At 71.7% G+C, this 14,872-nt stretch carries 11 protein-coding genes and 1 tRNA gene; 10 read left to right on the forward strand and 2 right to left on the reverse strand.

Features of this window, described 5'->3' with window-relative positions; translation table 11 throughout:
• Nucleotides 1-34: 34 nt before the first annotated feature.
• The 4 genes from ITJ69_RS18915 to ITJ69_RS18930 all read left to right on the forward strand — a co-directional run bounded on the left by ITJ69_RS18915 (nt 35) and on the right by ITJ69_RS18930 (nt 4,315).
• Nucleotides 35-1,489, forward strand: a complete 1,455-nt coding sequence (locus ITJ69_RS18915) for an MFS transporter (protein WP_311316753.1) — start codon at nt 35-37, stop codon at nt 1,487-1,489.
• A 170-nt stretch (nt 1,490-1,659) separates the two neighbouring features.
• Entirely contained in the window at nt 1,660-2,340 is a 681-nt protein-coding gene (locus ITJ69_RS18920; protein ID WP_123938362.1) for a GntR family transcriptional regulator, read from the forward strand.
• A 170-nt stretch (nt 2,341-2,510) separates the two neighbouring features.
• The gene (locus tag ITJ69_RS18925; protein ID WP_194673660.1) at nt 2,511-3,824 is read left to right on the forward strand and encodes an LCP family protein; all 1,314 of its coding nucleotides are present in this window, start codon (nt 2,511-2,513) and stop codon (nt 3,822-3,824) included.
• Between the two features lie 402 nt (nt 3,825-4,226).
• Nucleotides 4,227-4,315: transfer RNA gene (locus ITJ69_RS18930), tRNA-Ser, on the forward strand.
• Between the two features lie 233 nt (nt 4,316-4,548).
• Here ITJ69_RS18930 and ITJ69_RS18935 read toward each other — a convergent pair.
• Complete coding sequence (locus ITJ69_RS18935; protein WP_194673661.1) at nt 4,549-5,745, reverse strand: MFS transporter; 1,197 nt, start codon at nt 5,743-5,745, stop codon at nt 4,549-4,551.
• A 171-nt stretch (nt 5,746-5,916) separates the two neighbouring features.
• On the opposite strand from ITJ69_RS18935, the gene ITJ69_RS18940 reads away from it, so the two are divergent.
• Nucleotides 5,917-6,366: a MarR family winged helix-turn-helix transcriptional regulator gene (locus ITJ69_RS18940; protein ID WP_123291868.1), complete on the forward strand. Its 450-nt coding sequence runs from the start codon at nt 5,917-5,919 to the stop codon at nt 6,364-6,366.
• A 65-nt stretch (nt 6,367-6,431) separates the two neighbouring features.
• Here ITJ69_RS18940 and ITJ69_RS18945 read toward each other — a convergent pair whose 3' ends face one another.
• Nucleotides 6,432-7,427 (reverse strand): LacI family DNA-binding transcriptional regulator, encoded by a 996-nt coding sequence (locus tag ITJ69_RS18945; protein WP_194673662.1) that lies wholly within the window; start codon nt 7,425-7,427, stop codon nt 6,432-6,434.
• A gap of 98 nt (nt 7,428-7,525) precedes the next feature.
• Here ITJ69_RS18945 and ITJ69_RS18950 point away from each other — a divergent pair, with 98 nt between their 5' ends.
• From ITJ69_RS18950 to ITJ69_RS18970, 5 genes are all read left to right on the forward strand, one after another.
• Nucleotides 7,526-8,746: a Gfo/Idh/MocA family protein gene (locus tag ITJ69_RS18950; protein WP_194673663.1), complete on the forward strand. Its 1,221-nt coding sequence runs from the start codon at nt 7,526-7,528 to the stop codon at nt 8,744-8,746.
• A complete protein-coding gene (locus tag ITJ69_RS18955) occupies nt 8,743-9,747 on the forward strand; it encodes a sugar phosphate isomerase/epimerase family protein (protein ID WP_194673664.1) in 1,005 nt (334 codons plus the stop codon). The genes ITJ69_RS18950 and ITJ69_RS18955 overlap by 4 nt, the downstream gene beginning before the upstream one ends.
• 172 nt (nt 9,748-9,919) lie before the next feature.
• Nucleotides 9,920-10,912 (forward strand): AAA family ATPase, encoded by a 993-nt coding sequence (locus tag ITJ69_RS18960; RefSeq protein ID WP_235035938.1) that lies wholly within the window; start codon nt 9,920-9,922, stop codon nt 10,910-10,912.
• On the forward strand, nt 10,912-12,243 hold the full coding sequence (locus tag ITJ69_RS18965; protein ID WP_132099885.1) for a DUF58 domain-containing protein: 1,332 nt from the start codon (nt 10,912-10,914) through the stop codon (nt 12,241-12,243). Before ITJ69_RS18960 ends, ITJ69_RS18965 begins: the two co-directional genes overlap by 1 nt.
• Nucleotides 12,240-14,585, forward strand: coding sequence for a transglutaminaseTgpA domain-containing protein (locus tag ITJ69_RS18970; RefSeq protein WP_194673665.1), 2,346 nt, complete (start codon nt 12,240-12,242; stop codon nt 14,583-14,585). The genes ITJ69_RS18965 and ITJ69_RS18970 overlap by 4 nt, the downstream gene beginning before the upstream one ends.
• Nucleotides 14,586-14,872 lie beyond the last annotated feature (287 nt).

The raw sequence follows: 14,872 nt of genomic DNA on the forward strand, positions 1-14,872 counted from the left end.
CCATCTCGCCGATCTCGGCGTAGGTTCCCCTCTCGTGAGCAGCACGAACGGGGCGATCAAGAGCCTGGTCCCCGCCAGGATGGACAGACTGCCGTGGACGAGGTTCCACTGGAGTGTCGTCGTCGGACTCGGGGTCTCCTGGATCCTGGACGGGCTGGAGATCCAGATCGTCTCCAACGCCGGCTTCCAGGCCGACCTGAACCTGTCGACGCAACAGGTGACCTCACTCGGCACGATCTACCTGGTCGGCCAGGTGGTCGGAGCGCTGGTGTTCGGACGCATGTCCGACCGGCTCGGGCGGCGCAAGCTCTTCATCCTGACGCTCGCGATCTACCTGATCGGCTCGGGCGTCGCCGGTCTCGCCCAGGACTTCTGGTTCCTGGCCGCGTTCCGGTTCGTCGCCGGCCTCGGCATCGGCGGCGAGTACGCGGCGATCAACTCGGCGATCGACGAACTGATCCCCGCGAAGTACCGCGGCCACGTCGACATCGCCATCAACGGCACCTACTGGGGCGGCGCCGCGCTCGGCGCCTTCGCGAACATCTACCTGCTCGACACGGCCAACTTCTCGGAGAGCATCGGCTGGCGCATCGGCTTCTTCCTCGGCCCGGTGCTCGGCATCGCGATCATCTTCCTGCGGCGGCACATCCCCGAGAGTCCGCGCTGGCTCATGACCCACGGGCGCGAGGAAGAGGCCGAAGCGACCGTCACCCAGATCGAGGAGGCGGTCGAGAAATCCACCGGCAAGCGGCTGCCGGACGTCGACGAGTCGAAGGCCATGACCGTCACGCCGACCGACCGCGTCGGGTTCCTGACCATCGCGCGCGTGCTGCTCAAGCAGTACCCGACGCGCACCCTGGTCGGGGCGTCGATGATGATCACCCAGGCGTTCCTCTACAACGCGATCTTCTTCACCTACGCGCTCGTCCTGACGAACTTCTTCGGCCTGAAGACCGCGCAGACGTCGATCTACTTCTTCCCGTTCGCGATCGGGAACCTGCTCGGACCGATCATCCTCGGTCGGTTCTTCGACACGTGGGGCCGTCGGCAGATGATCTTCCTGACGTACCTGGTGTCGGGGCTCGTCCTGGCGACCTCGGCGTTCCTGTTCCGCGCCGACGCGATCTCGGCGACGGTGCAGGTGGCCTTCTGGTGCGTGTCGTTCTTCTTCGCTTCCGCCGGTGCCTCGAGCGCGTACCTGACGGTCAGCGAGATCTTCCCCCTCGAGCTGCGGTCGCAGGCCATCTCGTACTTCTTCGCCCTCGCGCAGGTCTTCGGTGCGGTCGCACCGCTGATCTACGGTGCCTTCATCGGGGACGGGTCCTCGCGGGAACCGCTCTTCTGGGGGTACCTGCTCGGGTCCGCGGTGATGATCGGCGGTGGGGTGATAGCCCTGGTCTTCGGGGTCGATGCCGCACGGAAGGGGCTCGAGGACGTCACCCAGCCCCTGTCCGTCCTCACCGGGGACGCGGAACAGCAGCGGCGCTGAACAGCGACGGCGGCCATGCAACATTCTGTATTCAGAGTGTTTAGCACGGCCGTCGTCGTGGTGCCACGGTGCTGGCATGGCACTCCTCCACAGCTCGACACCCACCACGACGATCCACGACGGTGCCGGTGCGGTCGGCCAGGGTGACCGCCGTGCGTGAGGCTGGCGCGATGGAGCAGTCACCGATGCGTGTCGGCCGGGGCGACCGCGACCCCCACGGTCTCCGGCGCAGTCTGTTGCGCGACGCGGTCTTCCTCCGCCTGCTCGACAGCGTGCTGCGCGGCGAGTACCGCCGCGGGCAGCGCCTGCGCCTCGACACCATCGCCGAGGACATGCGGGTCTCCCGCACGCCGGTGCGCGAAGCCCTCGTCTCCCTCGAGTCCCATCAGCTCGTCACCGTGCAGCGGTACGTCGGCGTGGTGATCACGCAGTGGTCCGTCGGGCAGATGACCGAGCGCCTGCGCATCGCCCGGGCGCTGGTCGTCGACCCGCCGGTGAGCGGCACGGGCCACGACGACCGCTTCGACCCGGCCTGGCTCCGCGAGTGCTGGACCGAAGCCGGGGCCTTCGTCGAACTCGCCGCGTGGTTCCTCCGGCGGCGCGGCGCCTCGGTCAGCGCCGACTGGATGCTGTCGCAGCGCACCGTGCTCGACACGTTCTTCACCGACGACATCGCACTGGCCAACGGGATCGACGCCGTGGTCGACCGGGCGCGGCGACTCGACCTCGTCGACCAGGCCGTGCGGGCAGCGGAGCGTGACGCGCTCGACGACTGCGCCGTGGTGCTGCTCGAGCTCGCGGCGGCGCTCATCGCCCTGCCGGACCGGTTCCGGGTGGCCGTGGCCTCCTGAGCCGTCCCGGCTGCGGGTTCGTACAGGTCGGCGCCACGGCGCACGGATCCGGGGGTCGACGGTGGCCCGGTGGCCTCGCTCCGACGTCGTTCGCACTGGATCGCCAGGGACCTCCGTGGCAGCCTTGACCGGTTGCCACCCCGGCGCGTCCACCGACGACAGGAGAGCCCGTGAACGACGTCCGCGATCGCTCCCACCGTCTCAACCGAGCCGACGGGATCGCACGGCACGGACGTCTCCGTCGGTCCGGACCCTTCCGGACCGTCGCTGCGCTGGTCGCGAGCGTCGCCGCAGTCGCGCTCGTCAGCACCGCCTCGGTCGCCGCGATCGCCGCGAAGCAGGTGACCGACGACCTCGGTGACGGCGTGCAGATCGAGGGGCAGCCCGCGCCGCGGTCGAACGGCACCAAGGCGCCGTCGCTCAGCGCGTACAAGGGTGGCTTCAACATGCTCGTCGTCGGGACGGACAACGACCCGGACCAGTCCGCGGAGTTCGGGGAGCGCGACGCGACGCTCAACGACGTCAACATCCTGCTCCACGTCTCGGCCGACCACACCAACGCGACCGCGGTGAGCATCCCCCGCGACCTCGTCACCCCGATCCCCGCGTGCAAGAAGACCGACGGCTCCGGCACCGCGCCGGCCATGGCCGCGCAGCCGATCAACACCTCGTTCAGCGACGGCGGGCTGAACTGCGTGACCCAGACCGTGCAGGGGCTCACCGGCCTGGACATCCAGTACTCGGCCGCGGTCTCGTTCAACGGCGTCATCGAGATGTCGAACGCGATCGGTGGTGTGCCGGTCTGTGTGGCGCAGCCGATCGAGGACCCCTACACCGGGCTCGACCTGCCCGCCGGTACCTCGACCCTGCAGGGCGACGAAGCACTCGCGTTCCTCCGGACCCGGCACGGCGTCGGTGACGGTTCCGACCTCGGCCGGATCTCGAGCCAGCAGGTGTTCCTGTCGTCGCTGCTCCGGACCGTGAAGTCGAACGACACGCTCACGTCGCCGACCACCCTGTACAAGCTGGCCCGTGCCGCGGCGTCGAACATGCAGCTGTCCCAGAGCCTGAACGACATCGGGACGATGGTGCAGATGGGTCGGGCGCTGCAGGACCTCCCGCTGTCGCAGGTGAACTTCGTGCAGTACCCGGGCACGACCGGCGGCACCGGTGTCTACGAGGGCAAGGTCCAGCCGACGACGTACCTGGCCGACCAGTTGTTCGCGAAGATCAAGGCGGACCAGTCGTTCTCCCTGGGGGAGGACAGCACGGGCATCGGGTCCGAGGCGAACGCGGCGCCGTCGGAAGCGGCCTCGGCGCCGGCTGCTGCGGCGCCGTCGGCTCCGGCGTCCGCACCCGCGGCTGCTGCGCCGTCGTCGCCTGCCGCCGCTGCTCCGACGGCATCCGCGACGCCGGAGACCATCGACGGGCTCGAGGGGCAGTCCGCCGACCAGGAGACCTGCTCGAAGGCCTTCGGCTACTGACCCGGCTGGGGCTCTGGGTCCGAGACTCGACGTAGGCGACGTTTCTCGGGCACCGCGCCCAGGGGTCCGTCGTTCAGCCCGAGTCTCGGGGTGTCCAGCCCGAGTCTCGGGAACCCGGACGGCCGGAGAGGGGCCGCTCCCCGAGCGGGCGCCAGGCAACCGGGCGCGCCGGGCCCGGCTCGGAGAGCGACGTCGGTGCTGTGTCGCGACTACGGGGACGAGCCCCGGAATGTGATCGCCGCGTCTCGATGATGCTATTCACCGGGGTACGTCGGGACAACCCCGAGGTGTCCCCACTTCGGGGGACCCGCGTTCCGCGACCGTGCCACGCGCGGGGGTGCGGTCGGGTCGAGAGTGGCCCGGTCCTCCTGTATGGTGGTCGGAGCGCTCGCGAGAGTGCTTGGAGACGTCGCATAGTCCGGCCGAGTGCACCACCCTGCTAAGGTGGAGTCCCCTTTAGGGGACCGAGGGTTCAAATCCCTCCGTCTCCGCACTCCACGAAACCCCGGTCCGATCGGACCGGGGTTTCGTCGTCCCTGCGCCCGACTGGATCAGCCGCGCTTCCTGGTGTTCACTTTTGGCGAGTGTTCAACCAACGTGAACACGGCGAACTATTGAACAGTGGTGTGCTCGAGCGAACCCCGGTCAGACCGCGTTACGTCGGATCGAGGCACTCGCGGAGGGTTTCCTCCGCGGCGCCGACCGCTGAAGCGACGGGTGACCGTCAGGCCGTCGCGACGCTCCCTGTCGAGGTCAGCTCGCCAGCCCCGCGCGAACGCCCACGCCGCACGGCACCCATGGCGACGAGCGTCAGGGCCACGGCGGCCAGGGTGATCCCGGCGCCCGCCCAGATCGGCGATGTGTAGCCGAGCCCAGCGGCGATGGTGAGCCCACCGATCCAGGCACCGAGCGCGTTCCCGAGGTTGAACGCGGCGATGTTCGCCCCGCTCGCCAGGGTCGGCGCGTGGTCTGCGTACTGCATCACGCGCGTCTGCAGGGCCGGCACGGTCGCGAACCCGAAGGTGCCCATGAGCACGAGTGCGATGACGGTCAGCACGGGCGAGGTCGCGACGAGGGCGAACAGTCCGAGCACCACGGTGAGGGCGACGAGCACGACGAGCAGGGTCCGGTCGATCGAGCGTGCGGCGAGCTTGCCGCCGACGAAGTTCCCGACGAACAGCCCGACGCCGAACACCACGAGCAGCCACGGCACCGCCGAGGACGGGAAGCCGGACACCGAGGTCAGCGTGTACGCGATGTAGGTGAACGCCCCGAACATCCCGCCGTAGCCGAGCACGGTCATGCCGAGTGACAGCCACACCTGGCCGGAGCGAAAGACGCCGAGCTCGCGGGCCAGTGACGGCGTCTCGGCCTGGCGGACGGCGGGGACGAGCGCGAGGACGCCGACCAGGGCGACGACTCCGATCGCGACGATGGCCCAGAAGGTCGAACGCCAGCCGAGCGCCTGGCCGAGGAACGTGCCGAACGGCACCCCGAGCACGTTCGACGCCGTCAGTCCCGTGAACATCAGGGCGACGGCCGAGGCGCGCTTCGAGCGCTCGACCATGTTCGCGGCGACGACGGAGCCGATGCCGAAGAACGCTCCGTGGCAGAGTGCCGCGATGACGCGTCCGGACATCATCACCTCGTAGGTCGGTGCGATCGCCGACAGCGTGTTGCCGATGATGAAGAGCACGAGCAGCCCGAGCAGGACGGGCTTGCGGAGGAGCCGAGTGGTGGCTGCGGTCAGGCCGAGGGCGCCGACGATGACGGCGAGTGCGTAGCCGGTGACGAGCCAGCCGGCCGTGGTCTCGGTGACGCCGTAGTCGGCGGCGACCTCGGGCAGCAGGCCGGTGATGACGAACTCGGTCAGTCCGATGCCGAATCCGCCGAGTGCGAGGGCGATGAGTCCCGCGGGCATGGGGGTTCCTTCCGTTGTGCGGTGGCGCTGTGCCGCGTACGCTGGTTGTTGCAGACGCGCGGTATCGATAGTTGCACACGCGGGGTATCCGCGCAAGCAACTGCACGCGCCCGCAACGACCGCGGCGACCGACCGCGGCGACCGGCCGCGCAGCCGACCAGAAGGAGCCCGATGTCCGTCGACGACACCTCCACCGCCGTCCGTGCCCACGGCTGGCGCACCCTGGCGGCACTGCACGGCCTGATCGAGACGCGACTCGAGCGCGCGCTGCGCGACGTCGACCTGTCCGTGGTCGAGTACACCGTGCTCGACGCGCTGCGCCGGCAGGACGGCTTCCACATGCGCATGCAGCAGCTCGCCCGCGCAGCGGCCCTCAGCCCGAGTGCCACGACCCGGCTGGTCAACCGACTCGAGGAACGTGCGCTGCTCACCCGCGTGCTCTGCGCCGACGACCGCCGCGGGCTCTACACCGAGCTCACCCATGCCGGTCAGCGGCTGCTGGATGCGGCCACGCCGATCCACGCCGCTGCGCTCGAGGGGGCGCTCGCCGAAGCGCGCGAGGTCCCGGAACTCGAGGAACTCGCGGTCGCGGTCGACCGGCTCGAGGGTGCCAGCGTCTGATCCGTCGGCCGGGAGGCCCGGATCACCGCCGCCCCGCGCGCTGCGGTCGCGGGGTGGCCTGCTTCTCAGGCCCGCGGCGGCGCCGTCGTGGACCGCACGACGAGCGACGGCGGCACCAGGACCCGGCTCGGAGTAGGTCGTTCGGCCGCGCCGACGAGCTCCACGAGCCGGTTCGCCGCGAGCCGCCCGACCTCGTCGTTGTGCGGGTCGACCGTGGTCAGACGCAGCAGGGGCGAGGCGGCGAGCGGGGTCTCGTCGTTGCCGACCACCGAGACGTCCTCGGGGACCCGGAGTCCGGCTTCGCGCACGGCGGCGATCGCACCCATCGCCATGACGTCGTTCGCGGCGAACACCGCCGTCAGGTCCGGGTGGTCCCGCAGTGCGCGGCGGGTGCCCTCGTACCCGGTCGTCTCGGACGTCGGGCCGTCGCCGTAGACCAGTGGCGCGATGCCGGACGCGACCATCCGCGCGACGGTGCCCTCGCGGCGGACCGCAGCCGGGCCTCCCGAACCGGTGACGTGGACGATGCGGCGGTGACCGAGTCCGATCAGGTGATCCGCTGCCAACCGGCCGCCGGCGGCCTCGTCCGAGGCGACGACGTCGAGCCCGCCGGGCACGTCGGCGCGGGCGCCGGCGACGACGACGGGGGTGTCGGCCGGCACGACGAGGTCGGGGAAGCCCTCGGCGGCGAGGACGACGCCGTCGACCCGTAGCGAGACGAGGTCGTCGAACGGCGAGGAGTCGAGGTGGGCGTTCGCACGGGTGTCCGCGAGGGTGAGCCGCAGGCCGTGCGGTGCGAGCGCGTCGCGGATGCCGTCGAGCAGGGGGACGAACCACGGGTTGCGGAAGTCGTCGACGATGACGCCGACGGTGCGGGTCCGGGTGCCGGCGAGGATCGCGGCGGCGCGGTTGGGGCGGTAGTCGAGCTCGGCGGCGGCCGCGAGCACGGCCGAGCGGCGTGCGTCGGAGACACCCGGGTCGTCGCGGAGCACCATCGAGACGAGTGACTTCGAGACGCCGGCACGGGTCGCGACGTCGATGATCGTCGGGGGTCGTGACACGCGGCTCCTTGACAGGACATGGGGTGGTCGGGCTACAGTCTACCGACACGTTCTGGAACGTTCCAGAATCGGCACCGGACTTCTCGAAGGAGAGAACCATGAGCGACAGCATCGGCGTCGCCGTCATCGGGGCGGGCATGGCGGGCAAGGCCCACATGGCCGCGTGGCGGAACGCACCCTCACTCTTCGCCCCGACGCTGCCGCCCGTGCGGCTCGTGTCGATCGGCGACGTGTACGAGCCGTTGGCGGCCGAGGCTGCGCAGCGCTTCGGCTACGCCCGCCACGACACGGACTGGCGAGCCATCGCCGAGGCCGACGACATCGACGTCGTGAGCGTCGTCGTCGCGAACACGCTGCACCGCGAGATCGTCGAGGGGCTGCTGGCCGCCGGCAAGCACGTCCTGTGCGAGAAGCCGCTGTCGGACTCGCTCGAGGACGCACGGGCGATGGCCACCGCGGCCACCGAGGCATCGCAGCGCGGGCTCGTCGCCCGCGTCGGCTTCACCTACCGCCGCGCCCCTGGCCTCGCCGCGATCAAGCAGCTCGTCGAGGACGGCACGCTCGGCCGTGTCCTGCACGTCTCCGCCCGCTACTGGACCGACTACGGCTCGTCGCCCGACGTGCCCTTCTCATGGCGCTTCGCGGGCGCCCCCGGCACCGGAGCCCTCGCCGACGTCGGCTCCCACCTGGCGTACGTGGCCGAGTTCCTGGCCGGCGAGGTGCAGAGCGTCAACGGCGGCATGTTCACGACCGCCATCACGAAGCGCCCGATCGCCGCCGGGTTCGCCCTGCGCGGCCAGGCCGTCCCGCTGACCGGTGAGTTCGCCGACGTCGAGAACGACGACTACGCCACCTTCAACGCACGCTTCGGCGACGGCTCCGTGGTGGGCTCGCTCGAGGTGTCACGGGTCGCCACGGCGCACCCGAACGGCCTGGTCATCGAGGTCTTCTGCGAGAACGGCGCAGCGCGCTGGGACCAGGAGCGCGCGTCGGAGATCGGCCTCGCGCTGCAGTCCGACGGCTCCCGCCTCGGTGGGTACCGCCAGGTCGTCCTCGGCCCGGACCACCCCTACGTCGCCGGTGGCATGGCGATGGACGCGCCCGGTGTCGGCTGGGGACAGAACCAGATGTTCGAGTACCAGGCACGCGCGTTCCTCGACGAGGTCGCCGGCGTCGCCGACCCGCTGCCCGCCAACGCCACGTTCGACGACGGCGTGCACAACATGGAGATCCTCGACGCGGTGGCACGGTCCGCCGGGGCCGGTGGGGCCTCCCTCGAGGTGCCGTCCGTCCGCACCACCGAAGGAGCGCACGCATGAAGCTCGGTCTCTACAACGCCATCTTCCACGACCGGCCGCTCGCCGAGGCCCTGACGGCCATCGCGGGCAACGGCCTGACCGGCATCGAGCTGAACACCGGCGGCTTCCTGCCGCCGGTGCACGTGCCGGACATCGACGCGATCCTCGAGGACGACGCAGCACGTGACGCCTTCCTCGCGCAGTTCGAGGGCACCGGGGTGTCCATCGCCGGCCTGAACTGCAACGGCAACCCGCTGCACCCGGACCGAGCGATCGGTCAGGCCCACGCCGAGGACATCCGGCGCAGCATCCGTCTCGCCGCCCGCCTCGGGCAGGACCGCGTCGTCACGATGTCCGGGCTGCCGGCGGGCGAGCCCGGCGGCACCCGACCGAACTGGATCGTGAACGCCTGGAACTCCGCCGCGCTCGACGTCATCGAGTACCAGTGGAGCGTCGCCGTGCCGTTCTGGCAGGAGATCGACGCCCTGGCGCGGGAGCACGGGGTCAAGGTCGCACTCGAGCTGCACCCGCAGAACGTGGTGTTCAACCCGGCGACGATCCGCGAGCTCGTAGAACGTGGTGGCCTGACGAACACCGGCGTCGAACTCGACGCGAGTCACCTGTTCTGGCAGCAGATGGACCCGGTGGCGGTCGTCCGCGACCTCGGCGACCTGGTCTTCCACGCCGCCGCGAAGGACGTCCGGATCAACCCGCACGCGGCGATCAACGGCGTGCTCGACAACTCGTTCCGTCGGCTGTCGCCGGACGAGCCGCGCACGAACCTCGGTGGCGACGAGTGGGCCAACGAGTGGCCGAAGCCGTCCGCGTGGGACTTCGTCGCGCTCGGCAAGGGTCACGACGAGGCGTACTGGTCGGCGTTCCTCGAGGCCCTGCGCGAGGTGGACCCGGACATGTGGGTCAACATCGAGCACGAGGACACCGAGCTCGGTCGCGAAGAAGGGGTCGCGGTCGCCGCGAAGGTCCTGCTCGCAGCCGACACGGCGCTCACGACGCGCGCGTGAGTCGCGTCTGAGACGCACCACGTGATCCGGACGGGAGGCCCGTGGGACGTGCGCTGATCGGCGCACGCTCCACGGGCCTCCCGTCCAGTGCGCATCGGTGACACGCCCACCGGGCGCTGTCACCGGACCGATGTAGCATGCACGACACCTGTCCCGAGACGAGGAGCCCTGCGTGCCGGAGCCGACCGACCCCGCCTTCCCCCTCGAGCGCATCCGAGAGGTCGGCGACGCCATCGTCGCGTCCGTCTCGACGGTGATCGACGGCAAGACCGAGGCGATCCGCACCGCCCTCACCGTGATGCTGGCCGAGGGACACCTGCTCGTCGAGGACGTCCCCGGCGTCGGCAAGACGGTCCTGGCGAAGGCACTCGGCGCCTCGGTGGGCGGCTCGGTGAACCGCATCCAGTTCACGTCCGACATGCTGCCGTCGGACGTCACCGGGGTGAACATCTTCGACCAGTCCTCTGGCACGTTCCGGTTCTCACCGGGGCCGGTGTTCGCGAACGTCGTCATCGGTGACGAGATCAACCGCACCAGCCCGAAGACCCAGTCCGCCCTGCTCGAGGCGATGGCCGAGTCGCAGGTCACGGTCGACGGCGTGACCCGGCTGCTCGACCGCCCCTTCATGATCGTGGCGACGCAGAACCCGATCGACATGGAGGGCACCTACCCGTTGCCCGAGGCCCAGCGTGACCGCTTCATGGCGCGCATCACGATGGGGTACCCGAGCGTCGACGCCGAACGGCAGATGCTCGCGAACCGCGGCGGCGGCGACCCGCTGTCGCACCTGCGACCGATCGTCGACGTGACCACGCTGCGCGGGATCATCGAGGCCGTGGCGAACGTCCACATCGCCCCCGACGTCGAGGCGTACGTCATCGCGATCGTCCGCTCCACCCGCACCCACCCCGACCTGGTGCTCGGCGCCAGCCCCCGCGCCACGCTGCACCTGGCCCAGGCGGCCCGTGCCCACGCGGCGTTGCTCGGCCGGCCGTTCGTCACGCCGGACGACGTCGCTGCGCTGGCACCGATCGTGCTCGCCCACCGGCTCGTGCCGGTGGCGCGCGGACTCGGTGGCACGGGCGAGGACACCGTGCGCGAGATCGTCGTCCGCATCGTCTCCGACACCGCCGTGCCGTTCACGGCGACCCCCGTCCGCTCCTGATGCCCGGCCGATCGGCACCGTCGTCGCTGCTGCGGCGCACCGGTGCCGCGCGCTCGACGCTCGGGCGCTTCGGCCGCCGTGGGCTGTCCCTGCTCCGGCGCACGCCGTTCCCCCGTCCGACCGTGCGCGGCTGGACCGTCATCGCGATCGGCATCGGGCTGATCGGGGGTGGGCTCGTGGGCACCACCAGCGTCGCCGTCTCGGCCGGGCTGCTGCTGCTCGTGCTCGTCGTGCTCGGCATCGTGATGGCGTTCGTGGTCGCCGCACCGCTCCGGGGCAGCCGGAGCACGGCCCGCGCGATCGTGCAGGTCGGCGAGGTGTACCGCGAGCGGATCACCCTCGGCAGCACCAGTCTGCCGATCGGCCCGCGGTCGACCCTGCTCGTCCGCGAACAGCTCGAGGACGCCTTCGCGAGTGCGTCCGAGGCGGAGACCTACGCGCTCGTCGGCCCGGGTGTCCCGCCAGCGGTGCTCGACGTCGAGGCACTCGCGATGCACCGGGGCCGCACGCTCGTCGGACCCGTCACCATCCGGGTCGAGGACCCCTTCGGCCTGCTCCGCATCGACCGCCCGGTGGTGCCGGCGGAAGAGGTCGTCGTCGTCCCCGCGAGCGCACCCCTCGCCGCGATCGACACCGGCGCCCTCGCCGGGGCCGTCTCCGCCGACGAAGGACGGGTCGGGCAGGGCGGGTCCGCCGACGACAGCGAACTCCGGCCGTACCGTCCCGGCGACCCCATCCGTCGGGTGCACTGGGCGCAGAGTGCTCGCCGCGGCGAACTGCACGTCCGGCAGACCACGCAGGCGCAACCACCCGAGGCCGTCATCGCGCTCGACGTCCGGCGCGAGTCCTACCAGGGCCTCGGGCGTGAGGACCTGGCGGAGCTGTCCGACCTGGGCGGTGACCAGGCCTTCGAGCACGCCGTCGTCGTCGCCGCCAGTGTCGCCCGCGCCCTCGCTGCCCGGACCTCGCGCGTCGTGCTCGTGAGCGACGGGCCGTCCGGCAGCACCCGGCACGCCGGTGACGTCGGCGGCCTCACCGACGTGCTCGTCGGACTCGCGGACGTCCGGCTCCGCAGCGACGCTCGTCCGGTCACCGAGGTCCTGCCCGAGGTGCGCGGGCGGGACGTGCACGGCATGACCGCGGTGGTCACCGGCAACTGCACCGCCGAGCAAGCGGCCGAACTCGTGACGGCGACGAGCGGATCAAGCCGCGGGATCATGGCGACGATCGTGCCGCCGGACCCGGTGGTCCGGGGGATCCTCGACCGCGGCGGTTGGCGCACCCTCGTGGTGCCGGTCGCCGGGGCGACCGCGTCCGGAGCCGCACGGTGAGCGGCGCCGCTGCGTCGTCGCGTCGACCCGTCGACGTGCGTGAGGTCCTGGACCGCGACGACGACACCCGTGACACCCCGAGCACCTGGGTCGTCGCGCTCGCCCCGGTGCCCGTGCTCATCGCCGCGCTCGCGATCCGCCCGCTCGTGCAGGGCACCGCCTGGTGGGTGTCCGGCGTCGTGGTCGTCGCGGTGCTCGTGGCCGTCATGCTCGCGGTGCGTCGCCGGGCCCCCGGGGTCCGGTTCGTGGCACTCGTCGCCACCCTCGTGCTGTGCTCGTGCGCCGCCGCCCTGGTCAACGACGTGCAACCCCTCGGCTGGCTCGACGCCGACGGGGCGCTGGGCGAGACGCTCGCCGCCATCCGCCTGAACCCCGCGCCGTTGCCGCAGACCGACGCGATCCGGCTGGTCGTGACCGTGTCGATCGCCTGGGTGGCGGGCGTCTCGTTGTTCCTCGCCGCGATCGCCCGGATCCCGTCGCTCGCCGCCGCGCCCGCACTCGTCATCCTCATCGTCCCGGGGATCATCACCGGACAGCCGGCGGGCACCGCACTCGTGATCACCACGGCCGTCGCCTTCCTCGCCCTGCTGTGGCTGTCGGTCCGACCCGTGCAGCGAGCGGTCCCGGCCGCGGTCGTCGGTGCGATCGGGCTCGTCGTCGCGATCGGCCTGCCCGCGATCGTGCCGCTCAACGCGAGCTGGCTGTCCGGCGTCACCGGGGCCATCCAGTCGCCGATCCAGCCCGGGCGACCCGGCACCCTGCTCGAGCTCGGTAACGACCTGCGGCAGCCGAGCGAACTCGAGGTGCTCCGCTACCGGTCGTCCGACGGCCAGCCCGAGTACCTCAAGCTCGCCGACCTGGACGAGTTCGGCACCGGGGACTGGGTGCCGACGGTGACGAACGCCGCCGAGGCCGACACCGCCGACCAACAGCAGTGGGCCGAGGGCGTGAACCCCCGCCTGGCGACGCGCGGTGACGTCACGGTCCGGATCACCGGGCTGTCGAGCACGTACCTACCGGTGCCGTCCGGGGCGGTGTCGATCGAGTCGCGTTCCACCAACCTCGACCTGTCGCAGTGGCGCTGGATGGGGTCCTCGAGCACCGTGCGGTCCACCGGTCCGGCCACGCCGCGCGGTGCGACGTACGAGGTCTACGGTGCCTCGACCTTCGCGAACGCGTACCTCGACGCCGTCGCGGCCTCGGGTGTCCTGTCCCGTGCCGACGGCCGGGGGTTCCGCGAGCCGAGCGGTGACCAGCTGCAGACCGACCTGACGCTGCCGAAGGACCTCCCCGCGAACATCACGTCGACCGCGGAGCGGGTGGCCGGGGCCGCGTCCGACGACTACGCCCAGGCCCGCGCCCTCGAGCAGTGGTTCCGCAGCGACCTGTTCACCTACTCCGAGACGGCCCCCGTCGAGCAGGGCTACGACGGCGACAGCATGGACGTCGTCTCGACCTTCCTGCAGGTGCGCGAGGGCTACTGCGTCCACTTCTCGTCGGCGATGGCCGTGATGGCCCGGACGCTCGGCATCCCGTCCCGCATCGCGGTGGGGTACCGGGCCGGGGCGGCGCAGCCAGACGGTGAGTACGCGGTGTCGAACCGGCAGCTGCACTCCTGGCCCGAGCTGTACATCAAGGGGGCCGGGTGGGTCGCGTTCGAGCCGACGCCGGACTCCGACGCGGCAGCGCAGCCCTCGACCGAACCCACGGAGACCCCGACCGCCGCGACGCCCGAGTCCCCGCTGCCCGCGCCCGAGCAGTCCGCACCTGCCGAGTCCTCGGCGACGCCGACCCCCTCGGCGTCGGCGCAGCCCGGTGCGGCCGGTGCCTCGGGTGGCAGCGGTCCGGCCGGCCTGCTGTTCGGCGCGGCACTCGTCCTCGCGTTGCTCATCGCCCCCGGACTCGTCCGAGCGCTCCGTCGGCGGTCGCGGTTGTCCGCCGTCGCCGCGGGTCGCTCACCCGCGGTGAATGCCTGGCGTGAGGCCCTCGACGACGTCGCCGACCACGGCTACGCCCCGGGGCTGGCACCACCCGGTGACGCAGGGGCTGCGGCCCGGACCGCCCGGGCCGTCCTCGGGCGACTCCGTCCGGTGCTGCCGGCCTCGGCGCTCCCGCACCTCGACGCCGTGGTCGATGCCGTCGACCGTGAACGGTTCGCGGCTGGCGGGGTCGCAGCGGTCGACGGCGAGGCGCTCGTGCAGCACGTGCAGCAGGCGCGGGAAGCCCTCGACGCCTCGGTCTCCGGTGGACGGGTGCTGCGGTCGCGCCTGCTGCCGCCGAGCCTGCTGCCGTCGTCCGCGTGGTCGCACGAGGGCCGTCGGCGCTCCCGTCGCCCTGCCTGACCCCGCCTGACCCCGGAGTCTCGGCTGGTGCGAGGTTGACGGCTCCGTGCGGCGCTACAACCGGGCACCGAGCGGTCAACGCGGCACGGGATCGCCGCCGCCGCACCGTGCGCCACCGCACCACGCCGCCGTCGCACCGTGCGGGGGTCGCCGGGTGGTGCGAGGTTGACGGCTCCGTGCGGCTCTGCAACCGGGCACCGAGCGGTCAACGCGGCACGGGATCGCCGCCGCCGCACCGTGCGCGGCCGCGCCGGCCGCGCCGGCCGCGCCGCGCCGTGCGCCGCCGC

The sequence above is a fragment of the Curtobacterium sp. VKM Ac-2887 genome (assembly GCF_015350935.1).
Classification (GTDB): Bacteria; Actinomycetota; Actinomycetes; order Actinomycetales; family Microbacteriaceae; genus Curtobacterium.